We start from the raw sequence: 20,434 nt of genomic DNA, 5'->3' as shown, positions 1-20,434 counted from the left end.
AGATACCGGAGACCTCGCTACATCTCGAACACCGACACGCGAAGATCCTCACCCAACAGCTCAAGCCCTGGCACGGACTTCGACACAGGCCCTAGGTGGCAACGTGGTCACCCCGGCTCAGCCGGAGCGGTATCGCATCGCGCGTAGCGTCCAGACGCACGTGGCTGAAGAGACCGAGCGCCACTCGCGGGCGAGTTCGGAGCGTCACGGTGAGAGGAAGGGTGCTTTTTTCGGGCGGCAGGCGACGTGCCTCCGCCCGACGTCATGTGTGAAACCCGGTCCGGGGCCAATCTGGAAGGTCCATCCCGGGTCGAGGCTGCGGAACCCGGCGGCCGTCACCGACTTCAACCAGATCCGCCTGGCCGGACCGTCGTCGGTGTGAAAGAGCGGTGCGTGCTGCCGATCGGCAGCGATGGCGGAAGTCTGGCGTGGAACAGGCATGGTCAATCTCCAGACGCCTGGTCTCTGCGGGTGGCCGGAGTGGCAATCCGCGCGGGATGTGCGGCGAGAGCGATGGGTCGTCAGCGGACGCTCGGTGGTTCGGGAGGCTGTGGAGCTGATGTCGTAAACGAATCAGGCCGACGGGATGCCGATGACCTCGACCTCGACGCCCTCGTTGCGCAGGGACTTCATCGCCCGGTAGAGCGCCACCTGGGAGAAGGTGAAGAGCGAGTCCACGGTGAGTGGCTTGCCGGAACCGAGGGCGATCGCGTAGATGACCTTGCGGGGCCGGAAGTCCAGGTCGACGACGCGCGCCGATGGCTGCCGCTCGACCATCTCGACGAGCGCAGAGCGGGCGTCGGCCTCGTACCGCAGCGCGTCGACCGACACCTCGCCCTGTGCGAATAGGTGGCTCAGCGCCGAGCTGCCCTTGGCGCGCTTGACGTGGATCAGTTCGTCGCCGGGCCCGAGCAGGTCGCAGGCCTCAATGCCACGGTGGTGCTGGTCCGTGCGCAGTAGTTTTCGGTCCAGCAGGGTCAGACCGCAGACCTCCGCGGCGCGGATGTTGTACCTCTCCTCGTCCGGCAGGTCGGCGGTCCAGGCCGGCAGTGCGAAGCTGGCCGGGCGGGCCAGGATCTGCTCGACCTCGTCGCGGAGGAAATCGCGGTGCCGGTCACCGATTTCGTACCAGCCGCCCTCGTGCAGCAGGAGCTGACTCTCACCGTGCGCGAGCTGCGCGGTGATCCATCGCGAGACTGCCGTGGAGCCGATCTCCTCCCGGCCGTCCTTGTCGGCGTAGAGGATGACGCGTCCAGTGCACAGCGACTGCCACCGCTCGCCGTCCGGGACGCCCTCGGTCTGGGCCAGGACGTCCGCCACCGTGAGCTCCGGCAGGCGCGCCGGGGCGAGGCCGGATTTCGGCACCCGAAGCTTGAATGACCGGACCCGCTCGATCTCGCTGAAGACGCGGCCCGGCACGGCCAGCCCGACCTCGGCCGGATCGGGCAGCCTGAGCAGGTAGTCCAACTGCTCCTCCACCGTCGGCAGCCGTGGGTCGGTGATCGGCACCGGACGGATCTGGGTGATGAACTCCAGGTCGGCGAAGGGAGCTTCCTGCCGGTAGACCCGGTCGATCTCCCGCAGGTCGGCGAGCAAGCTCGCGGGCTCGACACCGAGGTGGATGCGCAGCGTGTCGCTGCCCTCGACCGGGGTGGCCTTACCCGTGGACCGGCAGACGGTGAGGTTCGGGTTGAACGTCCGCCCACAGACCTGGCCGACGATCTCGCCCCACTTGTCGATGCCGTACATCCGGATGTGCTGACCGCCCGGGACCATGTTGCGATCGACCCGGCCGGTGGTGCCGAACACCCGCCGGCGTACCTGCTTGATCTCGTCGGGGGCGAGCGACCGCACCGCGAAGCCGATCCCGAAGCCTGGATTGGCGAGGTCCAGATCGACCATGTGGCGGCCGACGGTGCCGTAGGTGAGCGCGTAGACGTTATCGTCGACCGCGACGAGCAACGCGGCACCGCCACTGCTGAACCCCAGGTCGGTCTCCTCCCTGGTCAGCGAGGCGAGCACATCGCACCAGTCGGCCCGCTGGCGCGGCACCGTCCCGTGCACCAGCAGCGCCGGCGCGCCGGCGACCAGGCGCTCCTCGACCAGGAAGTCGTGCTGTCGCACGTAGCGGTGGTTCACCGCCTCATGCAGGCCCTCGATGGTCGGCGTCACCCGTTCGAGCTGGTAGACCGACGTCAGATAGGTGCCCTCCGGGCGCTCGGGCAGGTCGAGGTCGAAGAGGGCGGGCGCTTCGTACGGCGGATGGGTGACGTCCTTGCGGACGACACGGCGGTTGGTCGGTCTGGTCGTGGTGGCCCTGGTCGTGGTCGGCTGGCTCGCACGGCGCACGTCGATCTCCTCGCGTTGAGAGTCGGGGTGGCGGTGGTGCAAGGGAGGGGTGCGCCGAGGACGGGCTTCGCGGGTCCCGCCCTCGGCGCGGGTGATCAGCTCACAGGGTGACGTCGACGCCGCCGGAGAACATCGAGTCGTGCAGCTCGAGCTTGGTGAGCTTGACGTTCTTCGGGATGTCGAAGACGACGACGCCGGTCACCTGGTTGCCGGGGTTGATGTCGTTGAGGAACGTCTCGGCGTTCTTGTTCGCGTAGATCGCCGCGCCGGTGTCGGCGGAGTACTCCGTGCCGTCGGCCGCGTACGCCTTCTGGCTGCTGCCGTCGAACATCTGCGCTTCCTTGCCGATGTTCTTCACATTGAGCGTGACCAGGCAGAACTGGCCCTGCGCCTGCTGGCCGAGCATGTCGCTGCCGATCTTGGCGACGCCGCACTTGGACGACGTGACGGTGAACTCGAACTTCCCGTCCCGGGCCGGCTGCCCGATCTTGGCGGTCTTCGCCGGCTTCTCCTCGGCCTTGGCGTCGCCTTCGTCGCTGCCGGAGCTGCCCGCCTTGTTGTCGCTGCCGGAGTTGCTCGCCTTGTCGGCGGCTCCCGAGCCGCAGCCCAGGGTGATCAGGCCGGTGGCGAGCAGAGCGAGAGTCGTGGTCTTGCGCATCGTTGTCCTCCTGAAGTGACCGTTGCGCGGTCAATAAGAGCAACCGTCCGACAACGCTGTCAACAGACAAACTCATGCTTGACAGGCGTGGGAGACTTGCGGCGTGGAGAATCCGACCATCACGGCAGCGGAGATCGCCCGGCTCGCCGGTCTCGGTCGCGCTGCGGTCAGCAACTGGCGTAAACGGCATCCCGACTTCCCCGCCCCCGTGGGCGGAACGACGGCGAGCCCCGAGTTCGACCTGATCCAGGTCGAGCAGTGGTTACGCACCCAGGGCAAGCTCCCCGAGCTCGCCACCGCCGACCGGCTCTGGCGACACGTCGCCGCGGCCAGCGACTCCCCGACCGCCGGCCTCGCCGCCGTCGGCACCCTGCTACTGGCCCGTCAACGCGGCTCCCGCAACGCCAGCACCGACGCCCAACTCACGCCGCTGCTGCCCGACGTTCACGCCCTCGCCGACGAGTTGGGCCCGCAGGGCGCGTTCGACGAGCTGTGGCAGCGGTTCTCCGCACCGGGGCCCGGCCGCCTCTTCGCCACCCCTGACGACCTCGCCGACCTGATGATCGGGCTCGCCAACGTCGGCGGCGGCTCAGTGCTCGACCCGGCTGCCGGCTCCGGCGCCATCCTGCGCGCCGCCGCCCGTGCCGGCAGCACCTCGATGTACGGGCAGGAACTCGACGACGAGCTGGCCCGGCTCGCCGGCCTGTGGCTGGCCCTGCACGACGTACCCGGGGAGGTCAGTACCGGTGACTCGCTGCGCGCCGACGCCTTCGCCGGCCGCGCCGTCGACGCCGTCGTCTGCCACCCACCGTTCGGCGCGACAAATTGGGGCGACGAGGAACTCGGCCACGACCCCCGGTGGATCGTCGGCACCACCCCCCGTACCGAACCCGAGCTGGCCTGGGCCCAGCACGCCCTGGCCCACCTGCGAGTCGGCGGGCACGCCGTTCTGCTGATGCCACCGACCGTCGCCAGCCGCCGCGCCGGCAAACGGATCCGCGGCGAACTGCTACGCCGAGGTCATCTGCGCGCTGTCATCGCGCTTCCGCCGGGCGCGGCGGCACCGCACGGCGTACCCCTGCATCTGTGGGTGCTGCGACGCGCCGCGACGGACGCGCCGCCACCGGCGCGGGCGTTGCTGATCGACGCCGCAGGTGGCGACCTGGCCGACACCGCGCCGCGCGTGCTGGCCGTGTGGCGGGCCTTCGCCTCCGCTCCGGATGGCGACGTCGAGGAGGTCGGGTTCGCCCGTGCGGCTCCGGTCATCGAACTGCTCGACGAGGAAGTCGACCTCACCCCCGCACGTCGACAACCGGCCGTCGTGGGTGAGGCATCGGGGGAGCATCTGGTACGCACCAGAGAACGACTGGCCGCGATCGTCGGCGAGCTACCGGCGCTACTGCCGCAGGTCCTCCCCGCGCCCGACGGACCGAACGGCTCGTTTCTCACTGTGGGCGAGTTGGCGAAGATCGGGGCCCTCCAACTGATCGGGCCGGTCCGCGCCGGCACGTCCACACCAGCACCCGACGGGTTGCTCGTGCTCACCGTGCAGGACGTGCTCGCCGGGATGGAGGCGTCCGGGCGGGTCGACGACCGGCTCGGGCAGGAGATTCCCCTCGCGGTGGGGGACGTGGTGGTGCCGATGATCGCCCGGCAGCTCACCGCACGGGTGGTTACCACCGAGGGGATGCTGTTGGGGCCCAACCTGTACCTGCTGCGGCCCAGCCCGGCGGCGTTGGACCCGTGGTTCCTGGCGGGTCAGCTAAGGACGTCGGCGAACGAGAAACAGTCGTCGAGCCTGTCGGGGACGATGCGGTTCGATATCCGGCGGGCGCAGGTGCGGCGGCTGCCGCCCGACGAGCAGCGGGTTCATGGAGACGCGTTTCGGCGCCTGGTCGCCTTCGAGTCAGCGATCCGGCAGGCCGCCTCGCTCGGGGCGGAACTGGCGCAACTGACCGCTGACGGATTGGCGCGGGGGGTCCTTCGGCCAGACGCCGACATCCGATAGGGCCACGGCCCGCCAGTACTCAGAGCGTCAAGGGCGACTCCCGTGGTCTGGGTCATCGTTCGACTCTGCTCAATTTCTGTCTGACGGCTGGGGACATCACCCAGCGCGATCGTGGGGCACAGTGGTGGGCGGGAGCGGGGTGCCGAGGTGCGTAGCGGGAGGTCGCGGAGTGCTTGGTCAGGATCCGGACGAGGCCCAGGAGATGTTGCATTCCTGGACAGCCCAGCTGTCGACACGCGCTCAAGCTGCCGCCGACCTGTCGGAGCGGGTTGCGGCACTGGCTGCGTCGGCAACAGGTGCGGACGGTGCAATCCGCGTGACGGTCGCCGCCTCCGGGGCGCTGACGGACCTACGGATGGACGACCGCGTTCAGCGGATGCGCGGCTCCGAACTTGCCAGCACCATCATGGCCACGGTCGCCCGTGCGCAGGCCGGGTTGACCGATCAGGTGAACATCGCGGTGCAAGCCACCGTGGGCATCGACTCGGAGACCGGGCGGGCGGTCGCCGACACCTTTGCCAGGCGCTTCCCCAAGCCTGCCGACGAGCAGACCGACCGGTGGGAACGGGGCACCAGCAGTGGCTGGTGACGCGGAAATGCTCATGTCGGTGGCGGCGGTCATGCGGCATGCCGCGACGGTCGACGACGCCGCCGACCAGATGGAGACCGCTCGCAGTGCGGCGGCGTACGTGCAGATGGGCGCGGAGGCGTACGGGCAGATCTGCGGGTTCCTGCCTCGTCTCATCGACCCCGTGGCGGACAGGGCGGTGACCGCGCTCGGAGAGTCCGCTTCGGCACTGCGTGAGACGGCAACCAACCTGCGAGCGGCTGCTGCCACGACTGAGGCGACCGACGCGGCGAGCGCACAGGTCCTCGACCGCAGCGGTGGCCGGTTGGCTCTGCCGCTGTGACAGACATGGCGGGCAACCCTTTGGTGGCGGTGCGCCAGGACTCAACCCGGTGGTACACCGGACTCGGGTTGGTCGAGGACGTCGCCGACACGGTGTTGGGCATCGAGTCGGGTAGCTGGATCGACTCGACCATCGGTGGTGTCGCCACGTCGATGGACGCTCTGGCCACCGTGCTCGACCCGCTCGGGTCGCTTGTCAGTTGGGGCGTCGGATGGTTGCTCGAACACGTGAAGCCGCTGTCGGACGCGCTGGACTGGCTGGCCGGCGACCCGGACCAGATCAACGCGTACGCGTCCACGTGGCGGAATGTCGCCAAGCAGAGCACCGACTCGGTGGCTGACCTGCAAGCGGCGGTCTCCACGCAGCTCGCCGAGTGGGATGGAGCCTCGGCGCGGGCCTACCGCGCACACATGTCGGGTCAGGTGCGGGCGATGGAGGGCATTGCCCGGGCTGCCGGCGGAATCGCATCGCTGGTGGGCGGTGCCGGGCTGCTGGTGGCGGTGGTCCGCGAGTTAATTCGTGACCTGATCGCGGACTTCGTCTCGGTGCTGGCGGTCAGGCTGCCGCTCTGGCTGGCCGAGGCCGGCGCGACGCTGGGCATTGCGACTCCGTTGGTAATCTCCCAGGTGAGCAGCCTGGTGGCCAAGTGGGCGGCACGGATCGGCAAACTGATCAGCGCGCTGATCGGCAGCCTGCGTCGGCTGACCCCGCTGCTCAGGCGTCTGGGTGACCTGATCGACGAGCTCAATGGCCTGCTGCGCCGGGCTGCCCGCGCAGACCCGGTCAACCCGGCGCATGGTGCACCACCCAGTGGACGCACGGGGGATTGGGGAGACTCAGATCTCGACGCGATGGGGCGTCGGTCAGACTGGGAGGATCCCTTCGCGCATCCGCAGACGCCGCCATCGCCGGATGCGAACCTCCCGGCCGGGGACCCGGTCTACCACCGGCCGAACAGCACGGCCATCGGCTACGACAGCGCCACGATGCGTAACTTCGACGCCGTGGCACCGATCCCCGGGCATCACGACGTGGTCGTGCACGGCGAACGCACCGGCCTGTTCCGGCCTGGCCTCGTGACGGCTGACGGTGCCGACCATCCCGCGAACTTCACCCACCCGCAGCAGATCGCCGACGCCATCCGTGCCAACCCGAACTACGACGGCGGCCCGGTGCGGCTGGTGTCCTGTCACACCGGCACAGTTGCCCCCGAGGCCGGTGTGCCACCGGCGGCGCAACAGGTTGCCGACGCCCTCGGGGTGCCCGTGGTGGCGCCGACCGACGCTGTCGGTGTCGACCGGTATGGTCCGGTGGGGCAGACCCCGATGATCCGGGGTGACGGCGAGTGGAAGACCTTCTATCCGAACGGTGGGCGTTGATGGACAGCGGTCAGTTGAAGGCGGCGGGAATGTTCCGCGAATTCGGGCCGGCCCGCTCCGCCGAGCCGCAGGAGAGCATCTTCGACAGCGTCGCCGCTGAGGAAATGCCCGACGTGGCCCAGGTGGTCGCCTATCTGAACTCGGGGCATGTCCTCATCGACGTGATGGACATCGCCGACGACGCCTTCGACTCAACCCGGCAGGTGATGAACGGTTCGACCGTCATGACCGACGGCGACTGGCTTTGGCGGAAGGACCTCGCCTACTACGTGCGGCGGCACCGCGTCGCAGTGCCTGAGGCATTTCTCGCGCTCATCCGAGAGCGGGACTACGTCGTACCTTCGCGGGGCGTGCCGGAGTTGACGGCTTGTTCGCGGCAGGCACGCGATGTGCTCTTCTGGAACAGCTGACAAGCAGCCGCATTGAGACACGCTGCCAGTCAGAAATCGGACAGCGGCGCCGGGCGTCAACAAATATACGCGTGCGGCTGGCGGGCGGGGCGCATCTCAACTGCTCGACCCCGTCATCAGGGACGAAGATGGTTAGATGCGGACTCGTTCATCGAGCCCGCATGAAGTACGAATTCAGCGCCTAAGAAGAACCGCCGTTCGGACGCTTCCTCGTAGAAAGTTCAACGTTGTACGGTCATGCGTCCGCCGAGGTGCCCAGCCGACAGGGCAGACGAGCAGTTTGGGCGGGTGTCATCGTGAGGGGGACGAGTGACGCTGGGCAGAATCGGCGGCTACGAGTTGGTCCGGCCGCTCGGCTCGGGTGGCATGGGCGACGTGTTCTTCGCGGTGTCGCCGACCGCCGAGCGGGTCGCCGTCAAGGTGATCAAGCAGCACCTGATCGAGGCGCCGACGGTGCGGGAGCGGTTCGCCGCCGAGGTCGACAGCCTGAAGCTGGTCTTCGGGTCCCGGGTGGCCCGCCTGGAGGGCGCCGACGCGTACGCGAACCCGGCCTGGCTGGCGGTGGAGTACGTTCCCGGGGCCACGCTACGCCAGCATGTCGACGCCCGCGGGCCGCTATCCCTGCCGTTGGCCGCGATGGCCGGCGCGATGCTCGCCGAGGGCCTCGCCAAGGTGCACGAGGTGAAGTTGCTGCACCGTGACCTCAAGCCGCAGAACATCATTCTCGGCCCCGACGGTCCCAAGCTGATCGACTTCGGGTTGGCGGTGCTGATCGACCGCAACGACTACCTGACCGAGCCCGGCGCGTTGGTCGGCACTCCCGCCTACATGTCACCCGAACAGGTCAAGGGTGAGCGGCACCTCACTCCAGCGGTCGATGTTTATGCGCTTGCGGCGACGCTGGTCTTCGCGCTGACAGGGCGTGGGCTCTACCCGCCGACCAACTCGTGGAATCTGCTGCTGCGCATCAGCGAGCCGAGCGACCTTCCCGACCTTTCCGGCGTGCCGACCGAGCTGGTGCAGTTGCTCGGCGCGATGCTCGCCTACGACCCCACCGCCCGGCCCGGCCTCACCGACGTACGTGCCCGGCTGCTCGCGGTCGCCACCGCCGCCAGCGGCAAGAGCGTCCATGCCCTCCGTCAGGAAGTCGCCGACCTCACCTACGACGGTGGCACGGAGTTGCTGGTCCCGCCGGACCTGGATGATCCGCGAGAGGACCCGGAGGGCACGCCGGTCATCGAGGATGCGACCCCTCCGGATCCGACGGTCGAGCCCGACCAGCACGATCCTCAGCCGGCCACCAGGGCGTCCACCGACGTGACGTGGCTTGTTGACAAGGTGCGCCGCCAGTACGCCCGCCGCTCGACCCTGTAGGAAGGCACCACCGATGACCACCACCGAGGCCGCGACCTTCGCCCCGGGCTCCCGCATCGTCGTCCGCGACGAGGAGTGGCTGATCCGCAGCGTCAAGACCGGCACGGCCGACGGCACGATGGTGAAGGCGGTCGGCGTCTCCGAGTTCGTCCAGGACGTCGAGGCGACCTTCTTCACCGAGCTTGAGCACATCACGCCGCTGGTGCCCGAGGAGACGGACCTCATCCAGGACACCTCGTCGCGGTTCCGGCAGAGCCGCCTGTTCCTGGAGGCCGTGCTGCGGCGTACGCCGCTGCCGCGCACCGAGCGCGGGCTGGCCCTCGCCGACCGGTTCCTGCTCGACCCGTTGACCTACCAGCAGCGACCGGTCGAGCTGGCGCTGTCCGGCCTGCGGCCGCGGATCCTGCTCGCCGACGTCGTCGGCCTGGGCAAGACGCTGGAGATCGGGCTCATCCTCGCCGAGCTGATCCGCCGGGGTCGAGGGGACCGCATCCTGGTGGTCTCGCCTCAGCAGGTCCTCGAACAGTTCCAGCGTGAGCTGTGGACCCGTTTCGCGATCCCACTCGTGCGGCTCGACTCGACGGGCATCCAGCGCATCCAGCAGGAGATCCCCGCAGGTCGCAACCCGTTCACCTACTTCAAGCGGGCCATCATCTCGGTCGACACTCTCAAGGACGCCGGCCAATTCGGCCACCACCTGGACGCCACGACCTGGGACGCCGTCGTCATCGACGAGTCGCACAACCTCATCAACAAGGGCACCCAGCGCAACGAGCTGGCCCGGCGCCTGGCCGCGAAGACCGACGCGCTGCTGCTGGCCAGCGCCACCCCGCACAACGGCGACAAGGAGTCGTTCGCGCAGCTGATCTCGCTGCTCGATCCGGCGGCCATCGCCAACGAGAAGGACTACCAGGCCAGCGACATCGCGCACCTCTACCTGCGCCGCACGAAGATCAGCCCGGAGGTACGCGACCAGATCGGCGACCGCTGGGCCGACCGCGGCCCGTCGCAGGCGCTACACTGCGCGGCGACACCGATCGAGGAGCAGATCTTCGACGAGCTGACCGACGTGTGGCTGGCCGGCAAGTGGACCGACGAGCCAGTCACCGGGCAGCACCGACTCTTCCCGTACACCTTGTTGAAGTCGTTTCTGTCCTCGCACCGGGCGCTGCACGAGACGGTGACCAACCGGCGTAAGAAGGCCACCGGCACCGAGCGGGCAGCGCTGGACCGGCTCGCGGAGCTGACCTCCGCGATGACCGACCAGGACTCCAGCAAGCTCCAGAGGCTTGTCGACGAGCTGCGAGACATCGGCGTCGGCAGGAACAGCGCGACCCGGGCGGTGGTCTTCTCCGAGCGGGTGCCGACCATCAAGTGGCTCGCCGAGGTCGTCCCGGGCATGCTCGGTCTCAAGCCGACCGCGGTCAGGGTGCTGCACGGCGGTGTGGCCGACAAGGACGAGCAGACGATCCTGCAGGAGTTCGAGCTGGCCGGCAGCGACGTCCGGTTGCTCTTCACCGGCGACGTCGCCTCCGAGGGCGTCAACCTGCACCAGCAGTGCCACCACCTGATCCACTACGACATCCCGTGGAGCCTGATCCGCATCGAGCAGCGCAACGGCCGCATCGACCGCTACGGGCAGAAACACCAGCCGCAGTTCCGCGCGCTCATCCTCACCTCCGACCGCGAGGACGCCAAGGACGACCGGACAGTCTCCGAGAAGCTGCTCAACCGCGAGGAGACCGCCCACCGCAGCCTCGGTAGCGTCGAGGCCGTTACGGGCCAGTTCGACGCGAAAGCTGAGGAGGATCGGCTGGTCCGTGACCTGCTCGCCGGCAAGTCGGTGGACGAGTCCTACCAGGCTGCGCACGCCGAGGTCGACGTGATGGCCGACCTCTTCGGCGACGTCGGCACCGCACCCGTGGCGGCGGACGTGCCCCAGGCTCGAGTCCCCAAGCTCTTCGACTCCACCCAGGACTTCGTCGACACGGCCCTCTACGAGATCTACGAGGACCGCCCCGAGGACCACATCGACCTGCGCCGCGAGGACGAGCTGTTGACCTTCCTCGCACCTGACGACCTGGTGCACCGCCTCACCGACCTGCCCCGCTCCTACCTGCGCGCCCACCGGGAGGGCGAGGACCTGCGGCTCAAGGTCACCTTCGACCGTCCGCTCGCGCAGCGCAAACTCGACCAGGCCCGACAGAGCAAGACCCCGATGTGGCCGGACATCGCCTTCCTCAGCGACGTTCACCCGATGGTCGACTGGCTGGTCGACAAGGTGCTGATCCGGCTGGGCCGCCAGCAGGCCCTGGTGCTCACCGCCAACGTGGCCGCGCCCACGTTCCTGATCCAGGGCGTCTACGCCAACCGCCTCGGTCAGCCCACAGTGGTCCAGTGGATGGCCGTCTCCGACCTGCCCGCGTCGCCGACGATCCGCCCGATGGACGAGGTGCTGCGCGAGGCGAACGTCGGCCCCACGATGGTGAACCGCGCCGAGGCCATCGCCATCGGCCCGCTCAAGGGGCTGCTGCCGAAGGCCGTGCAGGTGGCCCGGCAGCACCTGGAGGGCAAGCGCGACGAGTGGGCCGAGACGAACGCCGAGCCGTTGCGCAAATACCGCGAGCAGCTGAGCGCGTTCCAACAGGCGAGCCTCTTCGATGAGCTGCCCGGTGCGCACCGGGAGAAGCGACGCCAACGCGTCGACACCACCGTCCAGGAGCAGCACGACCTGCTCGACCGCCTGGAAACCACCGGCGACCCGCTGCTGCGGGTGCTCGCCGTCCTCGTACCGTCGCAGGAGAACGCCGCATGAGCTTCGAGTCGCTGACCAACCGTGGCGAATACCTCTCCGCGCACTACCTCGCCGAGATCCTGCCCACCACCCTCAAGGGTGGCCTGATCAAGCAGTGGGCCGAGGACGAGAAGTCCGGCCGGGTCACGCCGCGGGCCGGGCTACGCGGCATGCGCCGGACCTACTTCGACGCCAAAGCCGAGCTGACCGACGTCGACTTCTTCGACCCGGAGCGGCTGCGCAAGCAGCACCAGGACGTGCTGCGGGCGCTCGGCTTCGACCCGCAGCCGCAGACCATCACCGTCGAGCGCAACGCCCAGGAGTACGAGGTCCACGTCGCGCACGCCGAACTGAGCACCGGGCACGGCATCGTGGCGTTGGACTGCGGCTGGGCGGTCGACACCGAGGCCGCCCAGGACCCGGACGACGCCGGCCGCCTGCTCGACCCGCTCACCCTGTCCAGCACCGAGACCGTCGAGACGGGCGCCAAGCTCGCCTCCCTGCTCTTCGCCGCCGACAGCCCGAAGCCCCGCTACGTGCTGATCCTCAGCGGTGGCGTGGTGACTCTCGCCGACCGCACGGTCTGGGGTGAGGGCCGTTACCTGGCCGTCAGCCTCGACACGGCGTACGCCCGCAACGACGACAAGGAACTCGACGTCGTCGCCGCGCTCTTCGGCGCGGACTCGCTGCGCCCACCCGCCGAGGGCGGCACCGAACCCCTCGCCGACCTGGTCGCCGGCTCCCGACAGCACGCCGTCGGTGTCTCCAGCGAACTCCGTGAGGGTCTGAAGGTCTCCGTCGAACTCATCGCCAACGAGGTCCTCGACCAGATCCGGCGGGCCGGCTACCAGCCGCAGCAGGTGATGGCCCTGGACGAGTTGGCCAAAGAGCTGGGCCGGGAGTCGCTGCGCTACCTGTACCGCATCCTGTTCCTGCTCTACGCCGAGGCCCGCCCCGAGTTGGGCGTGCTGCCGGTCAACGACCCCCAGTACGTCGAGGGCTACAGCCTCGCCCGCCTCGGTGACCTCGTCTCCCGCCGCCTCGCCCCCTCCGCCGAGGACGGCACCCACCTGTACGAATCGCTCGACCTGCTGTTCCGCATGGTCAACGACGGGCACCGGCCGCGCGGCGGCGCGGAGATCGCCGAGAACGCCAGCGAGGGCGAGGGGCTGCGCTTCGAGCCGATGAAGTCGGACCTGTTCCTGCCGGAGAAGACCAAGCTCATCGGCCGGCTGATCCCCGTGCCTGGCAGTGACCCCGACGACGAGGACGCTCCGAAGATCGACGCCCGGCTGCGTAACAAGGTCGTCTACGAGGTGCTGCGCCGGCTGATGCTCACCAAGGGCGGAAAGAAGCGCCGCGGCGGCTTCATCTCGTACGCCCAGCTCGGCATCAACCAGCTCGGCGCGGTCTACGAGGGCCTGATGTCGTACACCGGTTTCGTCGCCACCGAGCAGCTCTACGAGGTGGCCAAGAACGGCGACCCGAAGGACGGCTCGTGGATGATCCCGGCCTCCAAGACCGACGAGTACGACGACAACGTCTTCGTCTACAAGGAGAACGCGTACACCGGTGTCCGCAGCCGGGTCTGCCACGAGGCGGGACAATTCGTCTACCGGCTCGCCGGCCGGGACCGGCAGACCAGCGCCTCCTACTACACCCCGCAGTCGCTGACCGAGGTCACCGTCCAGCTCGCCCTCAAGTACCGCCTCGACCAGGACGACACCATCACCCCGGCCCGTGAGCTGCTGGACTGGACGATCTGCGAGCCGGCCCTCGGCTCCGGCGCGTTCCTCAACGAGGCGATCAACCAGGTCGCCGCCGAATACCTACGCCGCCGCGCTCGCGAGCTGCAGGTCGACCTGGACCCGGAGCAGTACCACCTCGAACTCCAGCGGGTGAAGGCGTACATCGCCCTGCACAACAGCTACGGCGTCGACCTCAACCGCACCGCCGTCGAGCTGGCCGAGGTGTCGCTCTGGCTCAACGTCATGCACGCCGGTCTCCAGGCCCCCTGGTTCGGCCTGCACCTGCAACGCGGCAACTCCCTCATCGGTGCCGGCCGCAAGACCTACGCACCGAAGCAACTCGCCGACAAGTCGTGGCTCACCACCGCCCCGAAGGAGCAGCCCTTCCGGGACGGGGCCATCGACGAGGGCACCATCCACCACTTCCTGCTCCCCGCCGACGGCTGGGGCGCGGTCGCGGGGGAGAAGGAGGCCCGCGAGCTGGCACCGGCCGAGACCGCCCGATTGAAAGCCTGGCGTACGGCGATGAAGCGCACGCCATCGGCCAAGGGCAAGAACTCGCAGGTGCAGCGGTTGCAGGCGCTGGCGCGACGGGTCGAGTTCCTGTGGGGGCTGGTGCAGCAGCGGCTCGACATCTCCGAGCGGGAGATCCGCCGCGACATTGCCGTGTGGGGTGCCGAGGACCTGCCGCAGGTCACCGAGGCTGTGCCCCGGGACGAGATCCTTGCCGACCTGACCGCGCCGGGCACGCCGTACTGGCGGCTCAAGACGCTGATGGACGTCTGGTGCGCGCTGTGGTTCTGGCCGCTCGACAAGGTCGGGCTCCTCGACGGCTCCGACCCGGTGTACCCGGCCGCGCCCGTCCAGGTCTCCCATATCAAGGACGAGCCGGCGTACGAGGAACCGGTGGTCTACGAGACGGCGGACATCTTCGGCAACGTGCAGCCGCAGCAGATGAAGATGCCGACGAAGGCCACGGGCACCAGGCGAATGACGGTGGCGGAGCAACTCCGCCAACAGGTGCCGTTGTGCGACCTGGACGACTGGCTGACGTTCGCAGAAGCGCTCGTCGGCCGACGGGATCTGGACGAGGCCGCCAAGGACTTTTACGGGAAGGCATTCACGAGCCTGAGCGAGATAGGTGAGTTTGAGAGGAAGCTCGACGGTGTTATCGGCCTCGACTCAACTTTGACTCTTTCGGACCGATTCCCTTGGCTTCTGGCCACCCACCAGATCGCCGAACAGCAGGGCTTCTTTCACTGGGAATTGGCCTTTGCTCAGGCCTTCAGGGCTGGTGGGTTCGACCTTCAGGTGGGCAATCCACCGTGGGTTCGGCCGAGGTGGTATGAGGACGGCGTGCTTGCAGAATTTGATCCCTGGTTCCAATTGGTGAACGAGGTTCCAGTTGAGGAACGCCGACGGCGACGATCTGCCGTGCTTGATGCGGCCACAGCGCGCGCCTACATGCTGGCCGAGCTAACGGGAAACACGGGCCATGTCGTGCATCTCGCGGGCGTGGCAACTTATCCACTTCTGGCCGGGACCCAGCCGGATCTCTACAGGGCGTTCATGTGTCGAGTCTGGGGCCATTGCGCTTCCCGTGGCACTGCTGGATTGATCCATCCGGACAGCCATTTCGGTGGAGCTCAAGAAGCGCCGTTGCGCTTCGCTGCCTACCGACATCTCCGTTTGCATGCGCATTTCCAGAACCAGCGTCTGCTGTTCCCTGACATTGACTGGAGTCGCCAATACTCTGTCAACATATACGCGACGCAGTCGGAAATCTCTTTTTCGCATCTTAGCTGGTTGTTTGACCCGTCCGTGCTAATCGATTCGCTCACCCATGACGGTTCCGGCGAACCGCCTACGATCAAACATCGTGGCACGTGGGATCTGCGTCCGCATGCGTCACGGGTGGTTTTGGTGAATCGGAGCCAGTTGGCTGTATGGCGGCGCCTACGTGCCGATTCTGGCGAGTCAATAGAGCAGACGCCCCTCCTCTACCCGGTGACCGTCCATGAAGATCGCGCAATCGCGGCGCTGGCAGCCTATCCGCTGCGCCTCGGTGCGCTCTCCCCTCGCATAAGCCGTGGCTACGACGAGTCGAATGCCGTCAAGGAAGGGCTGATGCGGAAGACCTTCGACCGGCCCGCGACGTGGGACGAAGTTATTCTTCGTGGGCCGCAATTCGCCATTGCGACACCGTTCGCAAAGCAACCCCCCTTGACCGGCAGGTACGATCCTCCGAGCAATCTTAGAGAATTGGCCGTGGATTCGGTCCCCGCTACTGATTACGTCCGCGCGTGCGATTCTACCCATTTCCAAGCCGCGCAGGACTGGTGGGACGGGCTCCCCTCTACCCGTTACTACCGGCATGCCTGGCGACGTCGGATTCCCTACAACACGGAGCGCTCTCTATTCGCCGCGCTTGTGCCCCCCGGGCCCGCGCATGTCGATGCCGTACACACCATGGTCCTTCCGGACGCCGTCGACACGGTGCTGGCGTCGGGCTTCTGGGCCTCGATTCCGCTTGACTACCTACTTCGTATTACCAACCGAGCCAATCTGCGGCAAGCAGAGGCTAGAGTCATGCCCGCTGGTCACTCAGGACACCCCCTAGCTCAGGCGCTACTATTGCGAACCTTGCGGTTAAATTGCCTGACGTCGGCCTACTCCGACCTTTGGCGCGAACTCTTCGACGAATCTTGGAGTCGTGAATCGTGGGCGGCGGATTGGCCGGATCTTCCCGAATTGGGCGACGCCGGTGGGCAGCCCCTCAGGGAAGTCTGGACGTCGGCGACGCCCCTACGCACCGAGAGGGCGCGACGGGCAGCACTCGTCGAGATTGACGCGTTGGTTTCAGTGTGGTTGGGAATGGCCGACGAGGAACTCATCGCAATCTATTCTGGGCGCTTTCCGCAGCTTGTTGACTATGAGGAGACGACCTGGTTTGACGGCGCGGGCCGTAAGCTGGTTGCCGATCGGAACGCCTTCGGACAAGGGCAGACGAAGGAGCACTACGAGCAGTTGACAGCGTATCTCGACGACCCGGATCAGATTTCGGTGCCGGACGGGTATGCAGCGCCTTTTTATAAGGCGGACCGGGAGTACGAGTATCGGCAGGCGCATGCCGGGTTCAGTAAGCGGCTTCAGGATGCAATTGATGCGGGCTGGTCGCCGTCGTAGTTGGCTCTCCCTATTCCATTCGCGGAGGAGAGCAGATAGTTCGGCGAGGCTGCGCCGGTGGACACACCTTCGTGACGATTGGCGATGGGACTGCGGCTGTGCAGACCGCCGCGCAGGGAGGACGGATGATCGCGGACGTCAAGCGGACCGAGGGCGTCGGGACTTCTACGTCGCGCCTGGAGACGACCTGCGTGCCGGAGTGCGCGAGCGGCGTGATGAGTTCATCGAGCGCGTTGGTCGTGTTCGGCCACAAGAACCTGGAGAGTCTCCACACGGCCATCTACTTAAGGGACGTGGAGGAGCGATGGGGCAGGGGTCGTTCTTCGATGGTCGACTCAGCCCGTGGTCGGAGACGTCCACTTCTGACCGATTGCGCGACAGCAGCGCGTCCGGTGCGTCTGCCAGAGGCGCTTCCGTCCGTCGTGCAGCTCAGTGCTCAACTTTCGTTGCCTGGACGAAGCTGGTCCAGGCGGCAGGGGAGAAGGTGAGTGCGGGTCCGGTGGGATCCTTACTGTCGCGTACCGCGACGAGGCCGGGCAGATTTTCGGCGACCTCTACGCAATCGCCGCCGTTACTGCCGCTGCGGGTGCTCTTGCGCCAGTGGGCCTCGGTCAAATCAGCCATGGTGGACCTCTCCAATGATCTTATTGATGAGCCGCCTCGATTGTGCCTCATCGAGCGTCAAGTCATCGAGGCTCGCCCACACCTGCTCGTAGGCTACGTACTCTTCGGGTCGGTCCAGGTACAGGGCTCCGGTCCACGACTCGCAGTAAACGACGGGCGGCTCGGGGGTGGTCCGATTGCCGGGTGGGAAGTCGAGGATGACGAATGTCCCCGCCTCCGCGCCTCGGTGGATCCCGGCGGTCAGCGGGAGGACTCGGACCGAGACTTTGGGGATCTGCCCGACCTCCAGTAAACGACGAAGCTGGTCGGCCATGGTCGCTGCATCGCCAACCCTGCGGAGCAGCGCTGCCTCGGCCAGGATCACGTCGAGCTTGGGTGCCCGAGGCAGCCGCCGAAGGAGGAGGGTCTGCCGTTGCAGCCGTGCTTCAACCAAACGCAGGCGTTCCTCATCCGTCACTTCGTGGCGGTGCTGGTAGATCGCCATGGCGTAGTCGTGCGTCTGGAGCAGACCGGGAATCAGCGCTTCATCGAAGCGGCGGATGAAGGACGCGGCGGACTCCAGGCCTACGTATAGCTCGAACCAGTCGGGGACGGCGTCGCCGTACGAGTGCCACCAGCCCTTGGCCTTGGTCTCGGCGGCCAGGGCGGTGAGGGCACCGGTCAGGTCGGGCGTCGCCCCGTACAACTCGCACAGGGCCTTCGCGTCCACGGAGCGGACCGGGCCGAGGCCGGTCTCGATGCGCCACAGCTTCTGCCGCCTGAACTGCATCGCTTCGGACGCGCCGTCCAGCGTCATCCGGGCCTCGGTGCGTAGGTCGCGCAGCGCTCGCCCGAGCTGCCGTCGCGGCACTGTCGATCCCATGTCGTCGGCCATCGGCTCCGCCCTCTCCGTGTTGCATTTTGTTACATCCGGACGCCATCGGTGAAACGCGTGATCGTTGCCCCCAAGAATCAATTCCACTAGGCGCGGCCACGCAAATCCACTACGCCACTGACCATACAAGACACCCCCGACAGGAGCCATCAGCGCGCAATTCCCACGCGCTGAATATTGGCGTACCGTCGGGGGTGAAATGGTGTTGATGGCTCCGCCGCAGTGAGGCGTTCCCGCCGCTCTGCGACGGTGTTGGGATTTAGCTGTCGATGACCCGCAGGAACACGGTGCCGCTGCCGGCGTCAACATAGACCGTGCCGTTGTACTGTGCCGTCCGCACGTCCTCGCTGTACTCCTCGCTGACCTGCCAGGTGCCGCCGGTGGGCAGGAACGGGCGCAGCTCGGCGCTCAGCGGTGCGTCCCAGTCAGGTGGCGCGGGCTGCCACTCGTACTCTTTGATGGTTGTGGCCAGGGTGTCGGGTCGCAGCACGACCAGGGCCTCGATGCGTGTGTCGGTCGGGCCTGGGACGCTGCCGCGGCTGTCACCGCCGGCCGTTGCTGCTTGCCAGTGGGCTTCAACGAAGTCGCCGAGGCGCGGAAACCGTTTGGCGATCGGGTCTCGGTCGGTTTGTACCGGTGCCGGGCTCACGCTGGTGGCCCTCCCTGTCGGCTCGTCATTGCCGGTGCTGTCGGAGCATCCGGCGAGGGTGAGGACGAGCGCCGTCGCCAGCAGCCCGGCGCGAAGATCAACCATCGGAACGTCCATCCGCCCGGTCTTCGCCGGGAGCTTGCCGCTGCGAGCCGTCACCGCCGCTGACATTCGGTGACTCGCCGATGGTCCAGGTCACGGTGCGCTCCAACTCGCCGTAGGTGCGGAACTCCTTGGCCCACCCTAAGGTCGAGAACCGGCCGTTGGCGTCGTCGGGCTCGCCGGTGGCGATGTCGGCGGCGCTCTTGTTGAAGTTGTACATGTCCTCGGCGTGGACCTTGATCTTCATCGTGATCTGGTCACCGTCGACCACGACATCGGACGTGCCGTACATGGAGAAGTCGCCGAGGCTCTTCTGCCAGTTCTCCGTGGTCGGGTAGAGGCCCATGCCGTCGACCGTCGCCGGATCACCGGTCATCTGAAAGGCGACCTGCCCGGTTTCCCGGTAGAGCCGCTCGGCTTCACGCTGAGCGGTCGAGATCTCTCTGTCGACTGCGCCCCGGATGTTCGAATCCTCCCGGTAGCCCTCCTCGAAATCGACGCGCCGTTCGGTGCCGGTGCCGTCCCGGTAATGGGCATACAGGTCGAGGGCGTCATCCAGGTCGGGCCGAGCCGTCTGACCGGCACGAAGCATGGCCTGCCACTTGTTCCAACTCGCGTAGTCGCCAGGGGTGGGCGTGGCATTGGGGTCGTACGGAAAGTCGTCGTCGAACGTCAGCGCCGGGACAGTCGGCGGGCCGATCTGGTACTTGCCCCGGAGGTCGCGCAACCCTGGCGTTCCATCGACGATTTTGGCGCTCAGCGCGGAATTTGCCAGGAAATCAGGCAACAGGCGGTAGGCCGCAGCGAGAAGGGCGATTGCCGCGGTGCGGGCGTCGGTTTCGATACGGACCGCTTCCTCGTACGCGCCGGTGGCGGTCTGCCACAGTCGCTCGGCGTCGCCCCGCACTTTGTCGATCTCATCCTGGACGCTGAACTCGACGAGCCAGTCCATGGCCCCGGTGCTGGTCCGCAGGTCGTTCCAGGCCCGTAGCGCGTCCGATGCGCGTACCACCGGTGACTGAGTGGCCACGATCGGCGCGATGAGAGCGCGGAGGTGCCCCTCGGCGGTGATTCCCTCGGCTACCAGAGCTTGCGCCCGAGCCTGCGCCTCCGCGTACTCGTCGATGGCCACGCCGGCCTTGTCGAACCCGTCGTGCAGACCGTCGACGAGATCGACGGTCTCCCTGAGGCGCTGTTCGTAGATGTCGGCATGGTCGGAAGCCCACTCCACGGTGCCGCGCAGACCATCCAGCGTGGGCGACACCGCACTGATGACTCTCTTCGCCCGTAGGCACTCATCGGCCACCGCGTTGACAATGCCCGGCTTCATTCCCTCGATGTAGCGCGCCGCATCCCGGTAAGCCACGG

At 67.5% G+C, this 20,434-nt stretch carries 14 protein-coding genes; 8 read left to right on the top strand and 6 right to left on the bottom strand.

Annotation, left to right across the window (positions count from 1 at the left end; translation table 11 throughout):
• Nucleotides 1-573: 573 nt before the first annotated feature.
• Complete coding sequence (locus tag AB0C15_RS29910) at nt 574-2,349, bottom strand: DUF6119 family protein (RefSeq protein WP_357357583.1); 1,776 nt, start codon at nt 2,347-2,349, stop codon at nt 574-576.
• A 100-nt stretch (nt 2,350-2,449) separates the two neighbouring features.
• Complete coding sequence (locus AB0C15_RS29905) at nt 2,450-3,007, bottom strand: DUF4352 domain-containing protein (protein WP_357357581.1); 558 nt, start codon at nt 3,005-3,007, stop codon at nt 2,450-2,452.
• A 103-nt stretch (nt 3,008-3,110) separates the two neighbouring features.
• Here AB0C15_RS29905 and AB0C15_RS29900 point away from each other — a divergent pair, with 103 nt between their 5' ends.
• From AB0C15_RS29900 to AB0C15_RS29865, 8 genes are all read left to right on the top strand, one after another.
• The gene (locus AB0C15_RS29900; protein WP_357357579.1) at nt 3,111-5,015 is read left to right on the top strand and encodes an N-6 DNA methylase; all 1,905 of its coding nucleotides are present in this window, start codon (nt 3,111-3,113) and stop codon (nt 5,013-5,015) included.
• Nucleotides 5,016-5,184: 169 nt separating this feature from the next.
• Nucleotides 5,185-5,604 (top strand): YbaB/EbfC family nucleoid-associated protein, encoded by a 420-nt coding sequence (locus AB0C15_RS29895; protein ID WP_357357576.1) that lies wholly within the window; start codon nt 5,185-5,187, stop codon nt 5,602-5,604.
• A 7-nt stretch (nt 5,605-5,611) separates the two neighbouring features.
• The gene (locus AB0C15_RS29890) at nt 5,612-5,926 is read left to right on the top strand and encodes a type VII secretion target (RefSeq protein WP_357357574.1); all 315 of its coding nucleotides are present in this window, start codon (nt 5,612-5,614) and stop codon (nt 5,924-5,926) included.
• A 29-nt stretch (nt 5,927-5,955) separates the two neighbouring features.
• Complete coding sequence (locus AB0C15_RS29885) at nt 5,956-7,305, top strand: WXG100 family type VII secretion target (protein ID WP_357357572.1); 1,350 nt, start codon at nt 5,956-5,958, stop codon at nt 7,303-7,305.
• Complete coding sequence (locus tag AB0C15_RS29880) at nt 7,305-7,715, top strand: hypothetical protein (RefSeq protein ID WP_357357570.1); 411 nt, start codon at nt 7,305-7,307, stop codon at nt 7,713-7,715. Before AB0C15_RS29885 ends, AB0C15_RS29880 begins: the two co-directional genes overlap by 1 nt.
• Before the next feature lie 309 nt (nt 7,716-8,024).
• Nucleotides 8,025-9,089 carry a serine/threonine-protein kinase gene (locus AB0C15_RS29875; protein WP_357357568.1) on the top strand — a complete coding sequence of 355 codons (1,065 nt, stop codon included), beginning with the start codon at nt 8,025-8,027 and terminating at the stop codon, nt 9,087-9,089.
• Between the two features lie 13 nt (nt 9,090-9,102).
• Nucleotides 9,103-11,904: a helicase-related protein gene (locus tag AB0C15_RS29870; RefSeq protein WP_357357565.1), complete on the top strand. Its 2,802-nt coding sequence runs from the start codon at nt 9,103-9,105 to the stop codon at nt 11,902-11,904.
• Complete coding sequence (locus AB0C15_RS29865; protein WP_357357563.1) at nt 11,901-16,817, top strand: class I SAM-dependent DNA methyltransferase; 4,917 nt, start codon at nt 11,901-11,903, stop codon at nt 16,815-16,817. The genes AB0C15_RS29870 and AB0C15_RS29865 overlap by 4 nt, the downstream gene beginning before the upstream one ends.
• A gap of 429 nt (nt 16,818-17,246) precedes the next feature.
• On the opposite strand, the gene AB0C15_RS29860 is transcribed toward AB0C15_RS29865, so the two are convergent.
• From AB0C15_RS29860 to AB0C15_RS29845, 4 genes are all read right to left on the bottom strand, one after another.
• Nucleotides 17,247-17,441, bottom strand: coding sequence for a DUF397 domain-containing protein (locus AB0C15_RS29860; RefSeq protein WP_357357561.1), 195 nt, complete (start codon nt 17,439-17,441; stop codon nt 17,247-17,249).
• Complete coding sequence (locus AB0C15_RS29855; protein ID WP_357357559.1) at nt 17,434-18,315, bottom strand: helix-turn-helix transcriptional regulator; 882 nt, start codon at nt 18,313-18,315, stop codon at nt 17,434-17,436. Before AB0C15_RS29855 ends, AB0C15_RS29860 begins: the two co-directional genes overlap by 8 nt.
• Nucleotides 18,316-18,574: 259 nt before the next feature.
• A complete protein-coding gene (locus tag AB0C15_RS29850; RefSeq protein ID WP_357357557.1) occupies nt 18,575-19,069 on the bottom strand; it encodes a hypothetical protein in 495 nt (164 codons plus the stop codon).
• Entirely contained in the window at nt 19,062-20,432 is a 1,371-nt protein-coding gene (locus tag AB0C15_RS29845) for a hypothetical protein (protein WP_357357554.1), read from the bottom strand. Before AB0C15_RS29845 ends, AB0C15_RS29850 begins: the two co-directional genes overlap by 8 nt.
• Nucleotides 20,433-20,434 lie beyond the last annotated feature (2 nt).

This window comes from Micromonospora sp. NPDC048835, from assembly GCF_040649995.1.
In the GTDB taxonomy this organism is placed as follows: Bacteria; Actinomycetota; Actinomycetes; order Mycobacteriales; family Micromonosporaceae; genus Micromonospora.
The sequence above is the reverse complement of the archived record's forward strand: the minus strand, read 5'-3'. Positions and strand labels throughout refer to the sequence as shown.